The following is a 19328-nucleotide window of genomic DNA, read 5'->3' on the forward strand; positions in this document are numbered from 1 at the left end:
GCGGAGGAACGACCCCCTGATGGCTCAGTACATCTACACGATGCGCAAGGTGCGCAAAGCGCACGGCGACAAGGTGATTCTCGACGACGTCACGCTGTCGTTCCTGCCCGGCGCGAAGATCGGCGTGGTCGGGCCCAACGGCGCCGGTAAATCGACGGTCCTGAAGATCATGGCCGGCATGGAGAACGCCTCGAACGGCGACGCTCTGCTCGCACCGGATGCGACCGTCGGCATCCTGCTGCAGGAGCCGCCGCTCAACGAGGATCTGAACGTCCGGGAGAACGTCGAAGAGGGCGTCGCCGACATCCGCGCCATCCTCAAGCGGTACGACGCGGTCAACGAGGCGATGGCCGACCCGGACGCCGACTTCGACAAGCTGCTGGCCGAGCAGGCCGAGCTGATGGACAAGATCGAGGCAGCCAACGCCTGGGAGCTCGACAGCCAGATCGAGCAGGCCATGGACGCGCTGCGCTGCCCGCCCGGCGACGCCGACGTCCGGGTGCTCTCCGGCGGTGAGCGCCGCCGCGTCGCCCTGTGCAAGTTGCTGTTGCAGGCACCCGACCTGCTGCTGCTCGACGAGCCCACCAACCACCTGGACGCCGAGAGCGTGCTCTGGCTGGAGCAGCACCTGGCGAAGTACCCCGGTGCAGTCCTCGCCGTCACACACGACCGGTACTTCCTCGACAACGTCGCGGAGTGGATCCTCGAGATCGACCGCGGCCGCACCTATCCGTACGAGGGCAACTACTCCACCTACCTGGAGAAGAAGGCCGAGCGGATGAAGGTGGAGGGCCAGAAGGACGCCAAGCGCGCCAAGCGCCTGCGGGAAGAGCTCGAGTGGGTGCGGTCCAACGCGAAGGCCCGCCAGGCCAAGAGCAAGTCCCGGCTGGCCCGGTACGAGGAGATGGCGGCCGAGGCCGACCGGCACCGCAAGCTCGACTTCGAGGAGATCCAGATCCCGCCGGGCCCGCGTCTGGGCAACGTCGTGATCGAGACCGACAAGCTCACCAAGGGCTTCGGCGACCGGGTCCTGATCGACAACCTGAGCTTCACGCTGCCGCGTAACGGCATCGTCGGCATCATCGGCCCGAACGGCGCCGGTAAGACGACGCTGTTCCGCACGCTGATGGGCGAGGAGAAGCCGGACAGCGGCGCGGTGAAGATCGGCGAGACGGTCCAGATCTCCTACGTCGACCAGGGCCGCGGCGGCATCGACCCGAAGAAGACGCTGTGGGAGGTCGTCTCCGACGGCCTGGACTACATCAACGTCGGCAAGGTCGAGATGCCCTCGCGCGCGTACGTCAGCGCGTTCGGCTTCAAGGGCCCGGACCAGCAGAAGCCGGCCGGCGTGCTGTCCGGTGGTGAGCGCAACCGGCTGAACCTGGCGCTCACGCTCAAGCAGGGCGGCAACCTGCTGCTCCTGGACGAGCCGACCAACGACCTCGACGTCGAGACGCTCTCCTCGCTGGAGAACGCGTTGCTGGAGTTCCCGGGCTGCGCCGTGGTCATCACGCACGACCGGTGGTTCCTCGACCGCGTCGCGACGCACATCCTCGCCTACGAGGGTGAGTCGCAGTGGTACTGGTTCGAGGGCAACTTCGAGTCGTACGAGAAGAACAAGATCGAGCGGCTCGGTGCCGAGGCGGCTCGGCCCCACCGGGTGACCTACCGGAAGCTCACGCGCGACTGATCGCGCCGGTCCGTCAGGTCGCGCAACGCGAAGGAGACATCGGGTGCCGCGGCACACCATGCGGTGCCAAGTTCGTTGGTCGGACATGGACGCGTTCGGTCACGTCAACAACGCGCGCTTCCTGACGCTGTTCGAAGAGGCCCGGACCGCGCTCATCCTCGACGGGGGTGAGGCGCTGTCCGGGCTGCTCGACGGGTGCGTGGTCATCCGGCACGAGATCGACTACCTGCGTCCGGTGACGTACCGCCGCGACCCGGTCCGGGTCGACTGCTGGGTCACCGACGTGCGGCACGCGAGCTTCGGCGTCGGCTACGAGATGTTCGACCACGAGGGGAAGCCGGCGGCGCGGGCGATCAGCCGGCTCAGCCCGATCTCGCTGCCGGCCGGGCGTCCGCGGCGATTGTTGCCCGAGGAGCGTGAGTTCCTCGACGCCTGGCGGGTGGAGTCGTGAGCGGTCCGGCGTTCTCCGACGACCAGCGGCGTGACCTGGGAGTGTTCCTGGGCCGCGTGGTGCGCCTCGACTCCGGTGCGTTGGTGCGGCTGCGCCCGTCCGGGACGGAGTACCTGACGTTCTGGACGCAACTGCCGTTCGACGTCCTCGCCGCCCGGACGGTGCCCGGCACCTGGCCGGACGACGTCACGGTGGCCGCGGCGGCGTTGCTGGACGCGACCTCGCTGGCGCCGGTGGGGGCGGGCGGGGCGGCGACGCTCGAGCTCCCGCCCCGGTGCGATGCCGCGTGGCGCGGATCCCTACCGCCGGAACGGGGCTGGCAGCCGCTCGACACGGTGCCGGCCGACGTCGTCCGTCGACTGATCACCGCAGGGGAGCAGGCCTTCCGGGCAGCAGGCAGCCGCGCGGCCGGTGAAGCGTTGCTCGACCACGAGACGTTGCGGGTCCGCGGTGAGGAGGCCGGCGCCCCGGAGACGGCCGTGCCCTTCCGGCTGCTGATGGCGCTGGCGAGGATGGCGTTCCTGGGGGAGCAGCCGGTGAGCGTCGCGGTCGCGGGTCCCTGGCTCCGGCTCACAGCCACCCACGGCACCGTCTACCGCCGCCGCGCCACCGCACTCCTCGTGCACTGAAGCGATGCACGTTCGGGGACGCTATCGGGTCCCCGAACGTGCATCGCTCCGACCTCAGACCAGCCAGACCGCGGCGTCGCCGGGGAGCTTGCCGTCCACCAGCGGGACGCTGGTGAGCAGCACCTCGCGGTGCGGCGGTAGGGCCACCGGGTGGTTGGTGAAGTTCACCAGGCAGGTGAGCCCACCGTCACGCTGGAACGCGATGCAGCCGGTGGGCGCCTCGACCCAGGTCATGTCGCCGGAGAACGCGTCGTGCGACTTCCGCAGGGCGATCGCTTCCTTGTACAGCGTGTGGGTAGAGCCCTCGACGCCGACCTGCGATTCCGCCGCGAGCGGCGACCAACCGGCCGGCTGCGGCAGCCAGGTGTCCACCGGCTCCGGTGAGAACCCGTACGGCGGCTCGCCGGCCGTCCACGGCATCGGGATCCGGCACGCGTCCCGGCCCCGCACGGTGTGCTCGGACCGCTTCCAGGTGGGGTCCTGCAGCACCTCGTCCGGTAGCTCGACGTTGGGCATCCCCAGCTCGTCGCCGTAGTAGACGTAGACGACCCCCGGCAGCGCGAACGTCAGCATCGCCGCGGCGCGGGCGCGCCGGTCACCGACCAGGCCCTCGCCGAAACGCGAGACGTGCCGCACGATGTCGTGGTTCGACCACACCCAGCAGGGCGGTGCCGGGGTGCCGCGGACGGTCTCGAGCGAGTCGTCGATCGCCTGACGCAGCTCGTCGGCGCGCCACCGCGCCTGGACGATGACGAAGTTGAACGCCAGGTGCAGCTCGTCGGCGCGCAGGTACAGCTTGAGGCGCTCGACGTCCTGCACCCAGATCTCGCCGACGGCCATCGCGTCCGGGTACTCGTCGAGCACCTTGCGGATCCGCCGGTGGATCTCGTGGACGCCGTCGAAGTCGAAGCGCGGGTGCCCGTCGCCGGAGAGCGTCTCCCGGATCTCCGGCATGTCCGGCAGACCCGGCGGCTTCGCCAGCCCGTGGGCGACGTCGATCCGGAACCCGTCGGCGCCGCGGTCGAGCCAGAACCGGAGCGTCTTCTCCAGGTCGGCCATGACCTCGGGGTTGTCCCAGTTCAGGTCCGGCTGTTCCGGCGCGAACAGGTGCAGGTACCACTGGCCGGGCTTGCCGTCGGACTCGACGACTCGGTGCCAGGCCGGTCCGCCGAAGACCGACGTCCAGTTGTTCGGCGGCTCGCTGCCGTCCGGCCCCTGCCCGTCGCGGAAGATGTACCGCTCGCGCTCCGGGCTGCCCGGCTCGGCGGCCAGCGCCTCCTTGAACCAGACGTGCTGATCGGAGCTGTGGTTGGGGACCAGGTCGACGGTGACCTTGATGCCCAGCGCGTGCGCCTCGGCCACCATCTCGTCGAAGTCAGCGAGCGTGCCGAACACCGGGTCGACGTCGCGCGGGTCGGCGACGTCGTAGCCGTGGTCGGCCATCGGCGAGCGGTAGAACGGGTTCAGCCACAGGGCGTCGATACCGAGGTCGGCCAGGTACGGCAGCCGGGACCGGATGCCGGCGAGGTCACCCACTCCGTCGCCGTTGGAGTCGGCGAAACTCCGTACGTAGACCTGGTAGAACACGGCATCGCGCCACCACGTGCCAGCCAAGATGTACCCCCGGGATTCCGGAATCGGTTCAGAGGCCCACCATGCTGCCAGAGGTTCACCAGGGCGCACAGCGGAAACCTGCTCTTAACGAGAGCGCACCTCGCGTTGTCTACCCGCGGTGACCGGGCGCTATACGTCGGATCGGGAGCGGCTCAGATCTGTGGGGCGCGGCCCTGCTGCAGGTCCTCGACGTTGTTCACCATGAAGTCGGCGGCCCGCACGAAGTAGTCCCACATCGCGGCGTCGTACTCGGGCGCCAGCGCGATCTCGTCCATCGCGTCGCGCATCCGGCGCAGCCAGGCGTCCCGCTCGGCGAGGCCGACCCGGAACGGGGCGTGGCGCATCCGCAGCCGGGGGTGGCCACGCTGCTCGGAGTAGGTGCGGGGGCCGCCCCAGTACTGCTGGAGGAAGAGCCGGAACCGCTCCTCGGCCGGGCCGAGGTCCTCTTCCGGATAGAGCGGGCGGAGCACCTGGTCCTCGGCGACGCCGCGGTAGAACGCGGCCACCAAACGGCGGAACGTCTCGCCCCCGCCGACGGCCTCGTAGAAGTCCACCGAGGGTTCAGGTGCAGCACTCATGGCACCAATCCTGCCAGGCGCCCGCGCCGCTCACTGGGGAGCAGGTGCCGGGGTGGGGGTGATGCCGGAGGTGATGCCGGCGGCGTCGAGGTCGGCGCTGATGCGGGCCCGCAGCTCGCGGGCCACCCGCCACTGCGCCGCGGTCGTCGTTCGCACGGTGACCCGCAGCATCATTCCGGTCGCGGTCATCTGCTCGACCCCGAGCACCTCGGGCGGCGCGAGCAGGTCGTCCTTGAAGTCGTCCTCCTCGGTGAGTCGCGCCGCCGACTCGGTCATCACCTCGTGCGCCTTCTCCAGATCGGTGCCGAACGGCAGCGGGACGTCGATCACCACCTGGGCCCAGCCCTGGCTCTTGTTGCCGACCCGGAGGATCTCGCCGTTGCGGATGTACCAGACCACGCCGCGGACGTCGCGCACCGTCGTCACCCGCAGCCCGACGTTCTCCACCGTGCCGCCGGCCTCACCGAGATCGACGATGTCGCCGACGCCGTACTGGTCCTCCAGGATCATGAAGATCCCGGACAGGTAGTCCCGCACGAGCGACTGGGCGCCGAACCCGAGCGCCACACCGGCGATTCCGGCGCTCGCGACCAGCGGCGCCAGGTTGATGTTGAACAGCCCGAGGATCGTCGAGCCCGCGACGATGAAGATGATGATCGAGGTGACGCTGCGGAGCACCGAACCCAGCGTGCTGGCCCGCTGCGCCCTCCGTTCGCTCATCAGGCCGCTGGCCAGCAACGCCGACTCGGCCTTCTCTCGGAACGGCCGCAGGATCTTCGGCTTCTTCTTGGCGGGTGCGTCGTCGGTCTTCTCGTCGGTCTCGGAGTTCCCGACCGACGTCAGACTGTTGATGAACCGGTGCAGGACCCACCGGATGATCATCGCGGTGACGACGATCAGCAGCACCAAGATCGGCTTCGCGAGCAGCCACTCGACGGCGTTGGAGAGCCAGCGGCTGCCGGTCTCCTCCCACACCCACGCGCAGACCGACCCCTCGTTGGCAGCGCCCTTGGCGCAGTTCGGGGTCACGTCATCGCGGAGGAAGGTGGGCCACTCCTCGAACCAGGAGGGCACGGCGGTGGTGATGCGCATGCTCACGCGTCCTTGGTACCGCACCCGGCTGGGTGGCGTACCGACCCCCCTCTCTGATAGCGCCGTACGAAGCGGGACGAACTGCTCCGCACGCCCTTGTGTGACGAAGTCGGGACCCGAGTACCTCCCGGATCATGCGTGCAGAACCGCGTCTGGTAAGCGATCATTGCCGCAGCGGAGGTGATCCGATGCCCGGTACAGCCGTATCGCTCGTACTCAACGCCACGTACGAACCATTGTGCGTGGTACCAGTACGGCGTGCTGCCGTCCTGGTGCTCACCGACAAGGCCGTCCCCGTCACCGAGGGGGACGGCCTTCTTCGTAGTACGACCACCGTCGTGATCGCGCCGGCAGTTGTCCGGCTCACGCGTTTCGTCAAGGTTCCGTTCCGCGGCCAGGTCTCGCTGACCCGGCGTGCGGTGTTCGCCCGCGACGGCGGGCGCTGCGTGTACTGCACCGCGCCGGCCACCACCATCGACCACGTGATCCCGCGGAGTCGCGGCGGGCGGCACGTGTGGGAGAACGTCGTCGCGGCGTGCACGCGGTGCAACCACATCAAGGCCGACCGGTCGCTCTCCGAGCTGGGCTGGCGTCTCCGCCGCCGCCCGCAAGCGCCGACCGGCGTGGCCTGGCGAGTTCTCGGTCACCGCACGCCCGATCCCCTGTGGCTCGACTGGCTGGGTATCCCCGAACAGGCCTCCGCATAGGCAAGGTCAGGGTTTCCCCTGAGCTTGAGACCTACCGGGCGGTTGTGACCGCGAGTGGTGGGAGGCCCCGGGTACCTTGAGAGGAACCTGGCGACCTAGAGGACGGCAACATGACGAGTGTGGGAGCGGACACCGTCGACCTGGTCTGCGGGCCGGACGGGCCGCTTCCCGAAGGTCGTCAGCGGTATCGGCTGACCGGGCGGTTGGGCTCCGGTGGCCAGGCGGACGTCTTCCGCGGCGTCCGGCTCTCCAGCGGCGTCCGCTCGGCACCGGTCACCGTGAAGGTGTTCCGTGCCGACCACCGTCGTCCGGTGCTCGACCAGATGCGGTCGTGGGACAAGGGCGACGCGGTCCTGATGGACCTCAACACGCGCGACGTTCCCGGCATCTGCCTCCGCGTCGACGGGTTCTACGGCGCCCCACCGGTGCGTCCGGACGCGACGTCGGTTCTCGGCGCCGACACCGACCGCCGGATCCCGTACCAGGTGCTCGACTACCTGCCCGGGCACACGCTGCTGCAGCACGTCGCGAAGCAGGCCGGTGGCGAGAACGTCCCGCGGCTGAACGGGGCGACGGTGCTCACCGGGCTGGCCCGCACCATCGCGCTGCTCCACCACCCGGCCGAGCGTGGTGAGAGCGCCGTCCTGCACATGGACGTGAAGCCCGCGAACGTCCTCGTCCTGCCCAGCGGTGAGGTTCGCCTGATCGACTTCACCGCGGCCCGCTACCACGACCCGCAGCACATCACGACGATCGCGCACACGCCGGAGTCGGCGGGCCCGGAGGCTTTCACCGGCGTCGTCGGCCCGTCGTACGACGTGCACGGCTTCGGCTCGGTCGCCTACCACCTGCTGACCGGCTGGCTGCCGCGCGCAGACCGCGCGACCTCCCACTACGACGGTGCGCTGGTCGCGCCCGGTGCGCTCCGCAGGCACCCGCTGCTGGACGCTCATCCCGCGCTGGCCGCGCACCTGCTCGCACCGCTCGACGACAGCCCGGCCAACCGCCCGCTCAGCTCGGAGCTGGTGGGCTGGGTCGCGACGCTGGCCCGGCTGGCGGCTGCGGTGCCGGCGGCGAGCGCGCACGTCGACTGGGCGGCCGCCGGAGTGCCGCTCGACCGGACCCGGGTGGCGACCCCGACCAGGGTGGAGCGAGTACCCCCCGCCGCGCCGGTGGCGCGGGCGTCCGTCCCGGCAGCGAAGGGCGCGGCCAAGGTCGGCGCGGCCGCCGCTGCGGTACCCGCCTCTGCGCCCCCCGCTCCCTCCGGGGCCAACCGCTCGGCTCCGCCTGGGCGGCCCTCCGTGCCGAATCCGACGGCGCCGCTGCCCGACTACCGAGCGGCCGGGGAGAGCGCGCCGCGGTCCGGCCCGCCCGCGGCGCCGCAGTCCGGCCCGCCGGTCGGACCGAAGATTCCCAGCGGAGTAGCCAAGGTCGGTCCTCGGCAGCCGCGGAACGAGGACGGCGACGGACGCTACGGCTACCCGCCCCAGGCGCCCAGCGCACCACCGCAGCAGCGGGACGACCCGTACGGTGGTCAGCGGCCCCACGGCGGTGACCAGGCGCCCGCCGGCCCGCTCCGTCGTCAGGGCAAGGCGTACACCACGTTCTCCGTGGTCATCGCGGCGGCGTCCTGGCTGCTGTGGCTCGCCACGGTGGCGATCATCAGCGGCGCCGACACCAGCGAGCCGATCACCGCGCTGGTGCTCGTGGTCGCCGGCGCGTTCGGGGTGTGGTGGCTGATACGGCTCGGCGGTCACCTGATCCGTACGACGCTCGACCGGGGATCACGCCGCAGCACGCTCGTGCAGAACCTCGCGACGGGCACGTTCATCCTGCTTTGCGCGACCGTGTTCCTCACCCGCGCGACCGGCAACTTCTCCGACGTCGGCGAGATGATCAGCGAGTGGTGGTCGAACCTCTGGGACAGCATCTGGCCGTTCTGAGCACGGTCGGGGCACCGCCCCGGCCCGGCTCGGCCGGTCAGCCCAGGGCGACCGTGTAGACCTTGCGCAGCGTCTCGTGCACGACCCAGCGCGTGTGGTCGCCGGCGTGCAGGACCGCGACGTCGCCCGGCCCGACGTCGTACGTGGGGCCGCCGTCGACGTGGATCGTTGCGCGGCCGTGGATCACCGTGAACACCTCGTCGGCCTCGGTGTCGGTCACCTCGCCCGGCGTGATCTGCCAGACGCCGGTGGCCGTACCACCGTCCGGGGAGCGCCAGAGTTCCCGCTGGGACACCACCGGCGCGCCGGCGACGATCTGCCCGGGGTCGAGCGGGGACGGTTCGAGCTGCAACGACGCGACGGCGACTGGGTTCACACCCCGACGCTAAACAGCCCGTCAATACCGTTGACGTAAGGGGGTGCCGCCCTCGCCAACCGCCGCTACGCCCGGCTGGGCGGCGGGATTTCCCGAAAATCAACCTCTCCGCCCGTCCGGAGAGGTTGCTGTCCCGAAAATCAACCTCCACGCCGCGCGCGAGAGGTGGCCTTCCCGAAATGCGCCCACCCAGCGCACGGCGCGCACGGTGGGCGGCGGGGTGGGCGGCTCGGTGGTTCGGTCAGGTCACTCGGGTTGGCGTCGCGTCGAAAGTCAGGTGCTCCTCCGCCGCGACCAGGTCGCGCAGCCGTTCGAAGCCGGTCCACACGTCCGCGAAGCTCGTCGTCAGCGGGGAGAAGCCCAACCGCAGCCGGTCCGGCGTCCGGTAGTCGGGGACGACGTGCCGGGCGATCAACGCCTGGCAGATACGCCACGCGTCCGGGTGGTACAGGCTCACGTGTCCGCCCCGCCGCTCGGCGTCCCGCGGCGACGCCAGCCGGAACCCGAGCGGCGCCAGCCACGCGTCGTGGAGCTCCACCGCGTACGACGTCAGCGCCATGCCCTTCGCGCGGATCGCGTCGATGCCGGCCTCGGTCACCGGCCGGATGCCCTCCTCCACCGCGTACAGGCCGAGCACCGGCGGCGTCCCCACCGCGAAGCGCTCGATGCCGGCGACCGGCTGGTACGTCGGCCCCATCGCGAACTGGTCCTGCTGCCCGAACCAACCCCAGATCGGCTGCCGGAGCGTCGCCTGCAACTCCTCCCGGACGTACAGGAACGCGGGCGCCCCCGGGCCGCCGTTGAGGTACTTGTAGGTGCACCCGACGGCGAGGTCCGCCCCGCTCTCGGTCAGCGGCACCGGAACGCTCCCGGCGGCGTGCGAGAGATCCCAGAGCGCCAGCGCGCCGACCCGATGGGCGGCGTCCGTGATCGTCGACATCTCGGCCAGCGCGCCGGAGCGGTAGGCCACGTGCGACAGGCAGAGCAGGGCGACGTCCTCGTCGAGTGCGGCCCGGATCGTGTCGACGTCGAGCCCGGCGTCGATGTCGGCCCGAACGACCCGCAACTCGAAATTCCGCGCGGCCGCGAGCCCCTGCAGTACGTACAGGTCGGTCGGGAAGTTGTCGTCGTCGAGGACGATCACCCGGCGATCGGGGCGAGCGTCCAGGGCCGCGGCGGCGAGCTTGTAGAGGTTGACGGTCGTCGAGTCGCCGACCAGCACCTCCCCGGGCCGCGCCGAGACCACCCCGGTCGCGATCTGGTCACCGACGGCACGCGCGAGGTCGATCCAGTGCGACCACGACCGGATCAGGCCGCGGCCCCACTCCTCGGCGATCGCGGTGGCGACCCGGTCCGCGGTGGTGCGGGGAAGGCGGCCGAGCGAATTACCGTCGAGATAGATCAAATCGGGATCGGCGTGTACGAACCCGGCGCGGAATCGGGCGAGCGGGTCCTGATCGTCCAGGATGGTCGGCGAGGTGAGCACAGCTCCATGGTTACCCGGTGCTGGAGAAATGTTCGGGAGCGCCTCGGATTCCGGTACGAGAAGTGCAACAGCGGCTTCACGGGGTACAAGGGCGGACACCCTGACATGCGGCGGGGCAGTGCTCCGCTACCGTAAGCGGCGTCCACACGTCCGCTCGCTCTAAGAGAGTGAGAGCTCCCGATGTCCGTGCTGGAGACCACACTCGTCTTCGTCCTCATCCCCCTGGCGGTGGCGGGCGTCCTCGCGATGCTGACGCTCGGTGCCGGCAGCAACCGCACCCCGCGCTACCGGCCGGGGATGCCGTTCGAGTTCACCCCCGTGTGGTTCCTGGCGGCTCCGCCGACCAGCCTGTCCGTCGACGGTCAGCGCCCGGCTCTCGAACGGACCGCGGCGCGCGGCGTGTTGCAGTCCGGCGCGGCGCCCGAGGGCGTTGCCGACCAGACGGTGACGATCCCCAACTCCGGTCCGAAGGGAGGCGCTCGTGGCACGTGGTGACTCCCCGGAGATCCCGGCCTCGCAGCTGTCGGCCAGCCAGCTCACGTCGATCGCGAACGGTGCCGCTGCGGCGGGTCCGTTCAGCTCGCGGCAGCTGTTCCGGATCGACGAGGCGCTCACCGCCGCTGACCGGGAGACCGGGCTGACGTTCAGCGTCTACGTGGGTGCACTCGACGAGCCGCTGCGCGAGTCCGCCGAGGCGCTGCTGGACACGTTGCCCGCGCCGGCGGACTCGGTGCTGCTCGCGGTGTCGCCGAACCAGCGGGCGCTGGAGATCGTCACCGGGCACCGGGCCGCGAAGCGCATCCCCGACCGGGCGTGCGAGCTCGCCGGAATGTCCATGCGCGCCGCGTTCCAAGGCGGCGACCTGGCCGGCGGCATCGTGACCGGCCTCCGCATGCTCGCCGACCGCGCCGCCCGCCAAGGCCTTCGCCGCTAGCTGGGGCGCAGCGGCGTCGAGGCGTTGTGCACTTCGGCCGCGTATACGCCGCCGAAACGCACAACGCCCAGCCGGAGCGCGCGCCCTGCACACCCCCAGCAACCCGAGGGTGGGCGCGCAACCACCTACGGCGCGGCGGGACGACTCGGCGGAAAGCAAACGAAGGCCGGTCGCGGAAGCGACCGGCCTTCGCCCTGCAGGCGTAGATCTAGCTCGCAGCGGACGCGTCGCAGGCGCGAGCCCGGAGCGCGCGCACCAGGCGATCCTTACCTTCCACCACCAGGCGACGCAGCGCCGGCGGGTGATCGGCGGACGCGAGCCACGCGTCGGTTCGCTCCACCGTCTCCTGGGTCACCGCCCAGGCGGGGTAGAGCAGCACCGCGACGTTCTGCGCCACCTCACTGGTGCGCCGGGCCCAGACGTCGGCCACGACCGCGAAGAAGCGGTCCGTGTACGGCTCCAGGAGCGCGGCCTGGTTCGGGTGCCCGAAGCCGCGGATCACCGCGAGCCCGACCTGGTTCGGGATCGTGTCGTCCTCGGTCGCGAGGTGCCAGGCCTGCGCCTTCGCCTCGGCGGTCGGCACCAGCGCCCGCGCGGTAGCGGCCTCCTTGTTGCCCTGGTCGGTGGGGTCGCGCTCGAGCTCGGCGGCGATCTCCGCCTCACCCGCCGCGCCCATGCCGACCAGCGACTGCAGGAAGTCCCAGCGCAGCTCGGTGTCGACGTCCAGCCCGGTGACCTGCTCGGTGCCGTCGAGCAGCGCACGCAGGTAGGCCAGGTGCGCCTCGGTACGGGCGGTGCCGGCGAACGTGCGGGCCCAGACCAGCTGGACGTCGCTGCCGGGCTCGGCGGTGCGCAGCCGCTCCAGCGCGGCCTCGGCGACCAACTCGTAACCGGAAGGGGCCCAGGCCGGGTCGGCGTAGGACGCGAGCGCGGCCCGGACCTGCCGCAGCTGGGTCTCGACGACGCTGATCGTGGACTCGGCCGCCAGCCCGTTGAGCACCAGCCGGACGTAGTCGCGGGTGGGCAGCTCGGCGTCGCGGCACATGTCCCAGGCGGTGGCCCAGAGCAGCGAGCGGGGGAGCGCCTCGGTGAAGCCGCCGATGTGGTCGACGACGGTCGCCAGCGACTGCTCGTCGAGGCGGATCTTCGCGTACGTGAGGTCGTCGTCGTTGAGCAGCACGACCGCGGGCGGTTGCTCGCCGACCAGCTCGGCGACCTCGGTGCGCGGACCGTGGATGTCGGTCTCGACCCGGCGCCGCCGGATCAGCCGCCCGGTCGACTCCGACAGGTCGTAGAGGCCGATCGCGATCCGGTGCGAGCGCAGCGTGGCGTGGTCCGGCGGAGCGTCCTGGGTCACCGCGAACGACGCGTAGGTGCCGTCGGGCGCGAGCGCGAAGTCGGGCCGCAGCGTGTTGACGCCGGCCGTCTCCAGCCACTGCGCCGACCAGTTCGACAGGTCGCGGCCGCTGGCCTCGGTGAGCGCGGTCAGCAGGTCGGCGAGCGTCGTGTTGCCGAACGCATGTGCCTTGAAGTACGACCGCAGGCCGGAGACGAAGTCGTCCTCGCCGACGTAGGCCACCAGCTGCTTGAGGACGCTGGCGCCCTTGGCGTAGGTGATGCCGTCGAAGTTGACCTCGACGGCCTGCATGTCCGGGATGTCGCAGGCGATCGGGTGGGTGGAGGACAGCTGGTCCTGCCGGTAACCCCAGCCCTTGCGGTCGGTGCAGAACGCCGCCCACGAGTCGGTGAAGCGGGTGCCTCCCGCCGCGGCCCAGTGTGCTGCCCACTCGGCGAACGACTCGTTCAGCCAGAGGTCGTCCCACCAGCGCATCGTGACGAGATCGCCGAACCACATGTGGGCCATCTCGTGCAGGATCGTGTTCGCCCGGTTCTCCCGGACGTAGTCGGTGACCTTGCCGCGGAAGACGTAGCTCTCGGAGATCGTGACGCAGCCGGCGTTCTCCATCGCGCCGGCGTTGAACTCCGGCACGAAGAGCTGGTCGTACTTCCCGAACGGGTAGCGGACCCCGAAGTGCTCGTGGAAGAAGTCGAAGCCCTGCTTGGTGATCTCGAAGATCTCGGCCGGGTCGAGGAAGGTCTTCAGCGACTGCCGGCAGTACAGGCCCAGCGGGATGTCGTCGTGGACGTCGGTGACCTTGTGGTACGGCCCGGCGACCAGCGCGGTGATGTAGGTGCTCATCCGCGGGGTCGGCGCGAACTTCACCACCGCGCCGACCTTCTCGGCCACGCTGTTGGAGACGACCTCCCAGTGCTCCGGCGCGGTGACCTCGAGCGTGAACGTCGCCTTCAGATCGGGCTGGTCGAAGCAGGCGTAGACGCGCTTGGCGTCGCCGGTCTCGAACTGCGAGTAGAGGTAGACCTCGTCGTCGACCGGGTCGACGAAACGGTGCAGGCCCTCGCCGGTGTTCATGTACCGGCAGTCGGCGTCGACGACCAGGACGTTGTCGGCGTTCAGGCCCTCCAGGCGCAGGCCGACTTCCGGGTCGTAGTTCGAGACGTCGAGCGGCGTGCCGTTGAGCGTGGCGGCACGGACGTCGGCCGCGATCAGGTCGATGAACGTGCTCGCGCCCGGGGTCTTCGCGCTGAACTTGACCTCGGTGACCGAGCGGAACGTGTCGGTGCCGGGGTTACCCGCGCCGTCGGTCAGGTCGAGCGCGATGTGGTACGACGCGACGTCGAGAAGATCTCCGCGTTCCCTGGCTTCGCCGAGGGTGAGATTGGTACCGGCCAACTGTCGGGTACTCCTTCGCCGCTCCGAGTCGCGGGGGACGCTTCCCGGCGTCCTCCCCTGGCTTCTTCGAGCCGTGCCGACCAGTCTCCCACGCGGGGGGATCGCCGAGGATGCGCTGCTGACCGGATGGACGGGCCACAGCGGTCCCCGTGCTCCCAGGCGTTTACGGAGGTCTCAACGGGCTCACCCGGACCCTACCCACCGCGGTCCGGACGGCTTTTCCCGCGACCGGGAATTTCCTGGGGCGGACGCCGTGCTGGCACGAAGGAGCGCTTTTCTTCGGGAGGTACTGATGAGTGACCAGAGGACGCCGGTCGGGTTCTGGTTCGATCCGCTGTGTCCGTGGGCGTGGATGACGTCCCGGTGGGTGCTGGAGGCGGCGAAGCTCCGGCCGCTGGACGTCACGTTCCACGTGATGAGCCTGGCGGTGCTCAACGAGGGCCGGGAGCTGCCCGAGGAGTACCGGGAGATGATGACGAAGGCGTGGGGGCCGGTACGGGTCGTCATCGCCGCCGAGCAGGCGCACGGTAACGAGGTCGTGCTGCCGCTGTACACCGCGCTCGGGAACCGGATCCACCTGCAGCAGGTGGGGCTCGACGACCCGTCGCTGCTGGTCGACGCCCTGCGCGAGGTCGGGCTGCCGGAGTCGCTGGCCGACGCAGCGACGTCGACCGAGTACGACAAGGCGCTACGCAAGAGTCACCACGACGGCATGGACCTGGTCGGGATGGACGTCGGCACGCCGGTGATCCACGTGCCGGGGCCCGAGGGGGAGACCGTCGCGTTCTTCGGACCGGTCGTGACGCCGGCACCGAAGGGCGAGGCCGCGGCGCGCCTCTGGGACGGCGCGGTGCTGGTGGCGTCCACCCCAGGCTTCTACGAGCTGAAGCGCACCCGCACGTCCGGCCCGATCTTCGACTGACGCTGTCGAGGCGTTGCACGTTTCTGGGCCCTATCGCGGACCAAAACGGGCAACGCCTCGACGGTCAGCGGAGGCCTAGGCGGGTGAGTTCCAGGCGGGCCAGGGCTTGGACGGCTTCGGGGTGGCCGTTGCGCCAGGCCTCGCCGGGGTCCACCTCCAGGCGCCGGGCGATCCGGGTCACCTCGGAGAGCGGCTGGTGGGCCAACGCCCGGAGCGCGAAGAACGACGCGTCCGCTCCGCCGCGCACCAGTCGCCGGGCCGCGGTGGCCTCCCGGACCCAGCGCCACCGCCGCAGCGCCCACCAGAGCACGATCAGCAGTGGAATCGCCGCCGCCAGCAGGCCCATGACCGTGGCGGTGCGCTCGACCGTGTCGTGCAGCGTCCGCCCGGCCTCGGCGACCTGGTCACCCGCGCCGGCCGCTCGGTCGAACGGCTCGCGGAGGTCGTCGCCCACGCCGGGAAGGCGTCCGACCTTGTCACCGGCGCTGGACAGCCCGCCGCTGAACCCGTTCCCGGCCTCCTGCAGCGTCTGGCCCGGAGCAGCCAGCTTGGAGATCTGCTCGTCGACCCAACCCTGCAGCCGAACGGCCCACCACACCAGCCCGACCGCGAGCAGATCGCCGAGGAGTTGCCGAAGGCCGTGCACGGTGCGGGCCGAGTAGAGCACCGGCGCCGTCCGCGGAGCGACTGACGTCGTCCTGTCACCCATCGGGATCCTCCCCAGATTGAGCCATGGATGTCGGGGTAAGCCATAGCGCACGTCCCCCGCGTACGGCGCGCCCATACCCAAGGTCGCGCCTTCCGAGAGCGAGGCGCCGTGAAGCACGACCTACCGGGGAGCTACGCGTGCGCACGACGCGCCGCCCCCGCGACGATGTCCCTGCTGATCAGCGCGGTAGCGTGGGGGCAATGAGCGCACTACACCCCATACCGGTCGGATGGGCTTCCACCGGCAAAACTGGCGCACAGAACTACGACGAATTCGCTGACGACGCGGAGATCACGGCGTTGGTGGCCGCGAACCCCGACTCGATGCTCGGGGTGGAGATGCCGCACCGCACGCCGGAGGCTGCCGCCGCCGGACTCGACTTCGCCGCCGCGCTGCCCGCTGCGTCCGCTCGGCTGGACGGGCTGGTCGAGCGTGGTCAGCTGACGCCGTTCGCGGACGCGATCGCCGTCTACCGGATCGGCGACCGGTTCCTGGGTGTCTTCTGCCTCGTCGACACCGCGGAGATCGCCGCCGGGCCGGGTGCGCCGGGTCGGGTGATCCGCAACGAAGAAGTGTTCGCCGCGAAGGTCGCCGAGCGGACCGCGCTGATCCGGACGCTCGGCGTCCTGACCAGCCCGGTGCTGCTCGTCCAGGCCGACGGCGACGCGCTTCGCGACGCGCTCGCGGACGTCGTCGGAAGGCTGGGGGAGCCGACCGCGACCGACGTCGACCAGCACGGGCTGACCCACGAGGTGTGGCTGGTGGGCCCGGGAGCCGATCGCGACGCCCTGCTCGCGGCGGCGGACGCCGGGGAGTTGGTCGTCGCCGACGGCAACCACCGCAGCCTCGCCGCGCAGGAGGCCGGGCTTTCCCGCTTCCTGGCCGTCGTGGCGCCGGCGTCCTCGGCGACGATCCAGCCCTACCAGCGACTGCTGCGGCAGCTGCCGATCCCGCTGCCGGACGCCCTCGACCGGTTGCGCGCTTCGGGCGCTGGTGTGCGCGCGGTGGACGGACGCCCGAGCACACCGGCCCGCGGCACCGTCGTGCTCTACGCCGACGGCCGGACGTACGAGGTGACGCTCCCGCCCGCCGTCGGTGGCGTCGTCGACCGCCTCGACCACACGATCGTCGAGCAGCTCTTGGTCCGGCAGGTGCTCGGCCTCACGCCGGATCACCCCTCGATCTCCTACATCGGCGGCGACTACCCAGCCGGCTGGCTGGCCGCCGAGGTGGACGCCGGGCGGGCCGCGCTCGCCGTGCTGCTCGCCCCGGTGACGGTCGAGGACTTCGTCGACGTCAACCTGGCCCGCGCCACGATGCCGCGGAAGAGCACGTGGTTCACCCCGAAGGCGAGGACCGGTCTGGTTCTCGCCGACGTTCACGCCGACCTCGGCGCTGCAGGCCCAGCTGCTCCTCCCGGTCCCGACCGGGAGGCTTCACCATCAGGCGGCGAGCGGACCGCCGATGCTCAACCGGAGGCGTTGTCGCGATGAACCTGCACCCACAAGCTGTTGCAGACCTCGCCAGCGAAACCATTCCACCGGGCCCGGCGCCCGAGCCGACTCTCGCGGACATCGCCGCAGCACGCGCCGCGGAGAACGACAACGCGCTGGCCCTGGGCGGTCCGCCGGTGCCGGTGGCGATCGTCGTCGACCTGGAGGCCGACGGTGTTCCGATCCGGCTCTACAACCCCCGCGGCGGACGCGGCACGCCGGTCATGTTCTTCCTGCACGGCGGCGGCTGGGTCGGCGACAGCCTGATCACCCACGACGCGGCCTGCCGACGGCTGGCTCATCGGTCGCACTGCGCGGTAGTGGCGATCGACTACCGGCTCGCGCCGGAGTACCCGTGGCCCGCCCAGGTCGAGGACGCCGTGCACGCGCTGGCGTGGGTCCGTGACCACGCCGACGAACTCGGCCTGGACGTGACCCGGACCGCGGTCGTCGGGGACTCCGCCGGGGGGACGCTCGCCGCGATCCTTGCTCGCCGGGCCCGGGACGCCCACGTCCCGTTCGACTTCCAGGCGCTGATCTACCCGCCGGTCGAGCCGTTCCCCGAGCCGCCGCTCGGACCCGACCCGCAGACCGGCGTGGAGCACGGGCTGTCGGTGGCCGAGATGAACTGGGCCTGGAAGACGTGGCTCGGAGGCGCCAACCCGGACAACGAGGACATCTCACCGGCCCGCATCAAGGACCTGTCCGGCCTGCCGCCGACGCTGATCATCACCGCGGAGTTCGACGTGCTCCGGGACGGCGCCGAGGCGTTCGGGGACGCGCTCGCCGAGGCTGGCGTCCCGGTGGTCACCACCCGGTACCTCGGTGTGCCGCACGGCTTCTTCCGGCGGATGGCGGTCTACGACGCCGGGCGCACCGCGGTGGACCAGGTGGCGATCGCGATCAAGGACGTACTGGATCCCATCGCGTTCCCGGTCAGCATGGCGTGAGCACCGCCTGAGAGGATGCCGGTATGCGCGTCTACCTTGGCTCCGACCACGCCGGATTCGAGCTGAAGCAACACCTGGTCGGCCACCTCACCGACGCAGGGTACGAGGTCGTCGACATCGGGCCGCACGAGTACGACCCGGAGGACGACTACCCGCCGTTCTGCCTCGCGGCGGCGACGCGGGTGGTCGCCGATCCGGGCAGTCTCGGCGTGGTGATCGGCGGCTCCGGCAACGGTGAGCAGATCGCGGCGAACAAGGTCGCCGGGGTACGGGCGGCGCTCGCCTGGAACATCGAGACCGCTCAGTTGACCCGCCTGCACAACGACGCGAACGTCGTCGGCATCGGGGCGCGGATGCACTCGGTCGAGGACGCCACCACGATCGTCGAGGCGTTCCTGGAGACGAAGTTCAGCGGCGAGGAGCGGCACGCCCGGCGGATCGGCCTGCTGGCCGAGTACGAGCGCACCGGGCAGCTCCCGCCCCTGAACGCGGCCGGCCCGGACCGGGGCTGACGGTCTCGGCCTGGACGGGCCCTACGCCGGGTCAGGGATTCGGTCGACGGGCCGCGGGTCTGATGCCCGGCGGCAGGGACTCGGTCGGGACGTACTGGCGGCGGACGACGGTCAGGCTCTGCTCCGCCTCGGCCAGGTCGTCGTCGGTGGGGCGGGACGCGTCTCGGGCTCGCATCGCTGCGTCCAGGCTGAGCAGCGACGGTCCGGCGCCGACGAGGCCGCGCAGCATCTTGTCGGCCTCCCGGACGTCGCTTCCGGCGTCGGATGCCCGGGTGCGGGCGGTCGTGGCGGGGGCGTTCGTCGTAGCCGGGGCGTCCGTCTCGGCCGGCGGCTCGCGTCGTCGCCGCGTTCGGTGCCGGTGCCGAGAGGACTCTCCGGCCGGAGCTTCCGCGGCGGGTGGCCCAGCGGCCGGGGGGCGCCCAGCGGGTGCGGAACCGGCGGCCGCGGCGTCGGCGGGGGACGGTTTCGCCGAATCGTCCGACATCCTGCG

At 71.0% G+C, this 19328-nt stretch carries 19 protein-coding genes; 11 read left to right on the forward strand and 8 right to left on the reverse strand.

Annotation, left to right across the window (positions count from 1 at the left end; genetic code table 11):
- Positions 1-19: 19 nt before the first annotated feature.
- Genes ettA through ABEB28_RS29775 form a run of 3 tightly spaced genes read left to right on the forward strand, consistent with a single transcriptional unit; the run spans position 20 to position 2770 of the window.
- A complete protein-coding gene (gene ettA, locus ABEB28_RS29765; RefSeq protein WP_345731556.1) occupies positions 20-1690 on the forward strand; it encodes an energy-dependent translational throttle protein EttA in 1671 nt (556 codons plus the stop codon).
- A 43-nt stretch (positions 1691-1733) separates the two neighbouring features.
- Positions 1734-2141, forward strand: coding sequence for an acyl-CoA thioesterase (locus tag ABEB28_RS29770; protein WP_345731557.1), 408 nt, complete (start codon positions 1734-1736; stop codon positions 2139-2141).
- Positions 2138-2770, forward strand: coding sequence for a DUF8185 domain-containing protein (locus ABEB28_RS29775; RefSeq protein ID WP_345731558.1), 633 nt, complete (start codon positions 2138-2140; stop codon positions 2768-2770). The genes ABEB28_RS29770 and ABEB28_RS29775 overlap by 4 nt, the downstream gene beginning before the upstream one ends.
- A gap of 54 nt (positions 2771-2824) precedes the next feature.
- On the opposite strand, the gene ABEB28_RS29780 is transcribed toward ABEB28_RS29775, so the two are convergent.
- The 3 genes from ABEB28_RS29780 to ABEB28_RS29790 all read right to left on the reverse strand — a co-directional run bounded on the left by ABEB28_RS29780 (position 2825) and on the right by ABEB28_RS29790 (position 6054).
- Positions 2825-4387: a glycoside hydrolase family 13 protein gene (locus ABEB28_RS29780; RefSeq protein WP_376980971.1), complete on the reverse strand. Its 1563-nt coding sequence runs from the start codon at positions 4385-4387 to the stop codon at positions 2825-2827.
- Between the two features lie 149 nt (positions 4388-4536).
- Positions 4537-4962 (reverse strand): globin, encoded by a 426-nt coding sequence (locus ABEB28_RS29785; protein WP_345731560.1) that lies wholly within the window; start codon positions 4960-4962, stop codon positions 4537-4539.
- A 30-nt stretch (positions 4963-4992) separates the two neighbouring features.
- Positions 4993-6054: a mechanosensitive ion channel family protein gene (locus ABEB28_RS29790; protein WP_345731561.1), complete on the reverse strand. Its 1062-nt coding sequence runs from the start codon at positions 6052-6054 to the stop codon at positions 4993-4995.
- Between the two features lie 188 nt (positions 6055-6242).
- On the opposite strand from ABEB28_RS29790, the gene ABEB28_RS29795 reads away from it, so the two are divergent.
- Together ABEB28_RS29795 and ABEB28_RS29800 are read left to right on the forward strand one after the other, a co-directional pair.
- A complete protein-coding gene (locus tag ABEB28_RS29795; RefSeq protein WP_345731562.1) occupies positions 6243-6761 on the forward strand; it encodes an HNH endonuclease in 519 nt (172 codons plus the stop codon).
- A 110-nt stretch (positions 6762-6871) separates the two neighbouring features.
- A complete protein-coding gene (locus tag ABEB28_RS29800) occupies positions 6872-8704 on the forward strand; it encodes a protein kinase domain-containing protein (protein WP_345731563.1) in 1833 nt (610 codons plus the stop codon).
- 37 nt (positions 8705-8741) lie between these two features.
- Here the strand turns inward: ABEB28_RS29800 and ABEB28_RS29805 are convergent, their stop codons facing one another.
- Together ABEB28_RS29805 and kynU are read right to left on the reverse strand one after the other, a co-directional pair.
- Positions 8742-9080, reverse strand: coding sequence for a cupin domain-containing protein (locus ABEB28_RS29805; RefSeq protein ID WP_345731564.1), 339 nt, complete (start codon positions 9078-9080; stop codon positions 8742-8744).
- 241 nt (positions 9081-9321) lie between these two features.
- A complete protein-coding gene (kynU, locus tag ABEB28_RS29810) occupies positions 9322-10566 on the reverse strand; it encodes a kynureninase (RefSeq protein WP_345731565.1) in 1245 nt (414 codons plus the stop codon).
- Between the two features lie 180 nt (positions 10567-10746).
- Between kynU and ctaJ the strand changes: the two genes are divergently transcribed.
- Complete coding sequence (gene ctaJ, locus ABEB28_RS29815; RefSeq protein WP_345731566.1) at positions 10747-11061, forward strand: aa3-type cytochrome oxidase subunit CtaJ; 315 nt, start codon at positions 10747-10749, stop codon at positions 11059-11061.
- A gap of 25 nt (positions 11062-11086) precedes the next feature.
- The gene (locus ABEB28_RS29820) at positions 11087-11500 is read left to right on the forward strand and encodes a DUF5130 family protein (RefSeq protein ID WP_345731659.1); all 414 of its coding nucleotides are present in this window, start codon (positions 11087-11089) and stop codon (positions 11498-11500) included.
- 208 nt (positions 11501-11708) lie between these two features.
- On the opposite strand, the gene pepN is transcribed toward ABEB28_RS29820, so the two are convergent.
- Positions 11709-14252 carry an aminopeptidase N gene (pepN, locus tag ABEB28_RS29825; protein ID WP_345731567.1) on the reverse strand — a complete coding sequence of 848 codons (2544 nt, stop codon included), beginning with the start codon at positions 14250-14252 and terminating at the stop codon, positions 11709-11711.
- A 292-nt stretch (positions 14253-14544) separates the two neighbouring features.
- On the opposite strand from pepN, the gene ABEB28_RS29830 reads away from it, so the two are divergent.
- Positions 14545-15174: a mycothiol-dependent nitroreductase Rv2466c family protein gene (locus ABEB28_RS29830; protein ID WP_345731568.1), complete on the forward strand. Its 630-nt coding sequence runs from the start codon at positions 14545-14547 to the stop codon at positions 15172-15174.
- Positions 15175-15238: 64 nt separating this feature from the next.
- Here the strand turns inward: ABEB28_RS29830 and ABEB28_RS29835 are convergent, their stop codons facing one another.
- Entirely contained in the window at positions 15239-15883 is a 645-nt protein-coding gene (locus ABEB28_RS29835) for a hypothetical protein (RefSeq protein WP_345731569.1), read from the reverse strand.
- Between the two features lie 200 nt (positions 15884-16083).
- On the opposite strand from ABEB28_RS29835, the gene ABEB28_RS29840 reads away from it, so the two are divergent.
- From ABEB28_RS29840 to ABEB28_RS29850, 3 genes are read left to right on the forward strand one after another with little or no spacing between them, the layout of a single operon-like run.
- Positions 16084-17376: a DUF1015 family protein gene (locus ABEB28_RS29840; protein ID WP_345731570.1), complete on the forward strand. Its 1293-nt coding sequence runs from the start codon at positions 16084-16086 to the stop codon at positions 17374-17376.
- A complete protein-coding gene (locus ABEB28_RS29845) occupies positions 17373-18326 on the forward strand; it encodes an alpha/beta hydrolase (protein WP_345731571.1) in 954 nt (317 codons plus the stop codon). The genes ABEB28_RS29840 and ABEB28_RS29845 overlap by 4 nt, the downstream gene beginning before the upstream one ends.
- Positions 18327-18349: 23 nt before the next feature.
- Positions 18350-18838 (forward strand): ribose-5-phosphate isomerase, encoded by a 489-nt coding sequence (locus tag ABEB28_RS29850; RefSeq protein WP_345731572.1) that lies wholly within the window; start codon positions 18350-18352, stop codon positions 18836-18838.
- A 31-nt stretch (positions 18839-18869) separates the two neighbouring features.
- Here the strand turns inward: ABEB28_RS29850 and ABEB28_RS29855 are convergent, their stop codons facing one another.
- Positions 18870-19322 (reverse strand): hypothetical protein, encoded by a 453-nt coding sequence (locus ABEB28_RS29855; RefSeq protein ID WP_345731573.1) that lies wholly within the window; start codon positions 19320-19322, stop codon positions 18870-18872.
- Positions 19323-19328: the final 6 nt, after the last annotated feature.

The sequence above is a fragment of the Cryptosporangium minutisporangium genome (genome assembly GCF_039536245.1).
Classification (GTDB): domain Bacteria; phylum Actinomycetota; class Actinomycetes; order Mycobacteriales; family Cryptosporangiaceae; genus Cryptosporangium; species Cryptosporangium minutisporangium.